The 315-nt window shown below is 58.7% G+C and carries 1 protein-coding gene; it reads right to left on the reverse strand.

Annotated features, from left to right (window positions below; all coding sequences use genetic code 11):
• Positions 1–97: 97 nt before the first annotated feature.
• The coding region (locus EN852_RS38235) for a DUF2182 domain-containing protein (protein WP_135879865.1) at positions 98–315 on the reverse strand (218 nt) is incomplete at its 5' end.

Raw genomic sequence — 315 nt, forward strand, 5'->3', positions numbered from 1 at the left:
GACCCGACAGTCTGGATCGGTGACAGTTGCATCGCGCGAGCGGCAGGCTCTTTCTCGCGTCTATCACCAATATATCAGTTTAGACTTCCGTCCCCGCTCAGTTCATGATCATCGCGTCCATCGGCTGGAAGGTCGGCAGCGCCTGTGGAAAGACCAGCACCGCCGCGCCATAAAGGAGCAGAGCGACACCCGACATCTTTGCGATCCGATCTCCTGCCGGAAGGGTCTTTTCCGCAAGGACCAGCAAGGTGACCACGGCCATTGCGGCGACGTTCATGATCCCGAGAGGAAAGAGGGCGAGAAACAAGAGCCAGC

The organism is Mesorhizobium sp. M2E.F.Ca.ET.209.01.1.1, from assembly GCF_004010375.2.
In the GTDB taxonomy this organism is placed as follows: domain Bacteria; phylum Pseudomonadota; class Alphaproteobacteria; order Rhizobiales; family Rhizobiaceae; genus Mesorhizobium.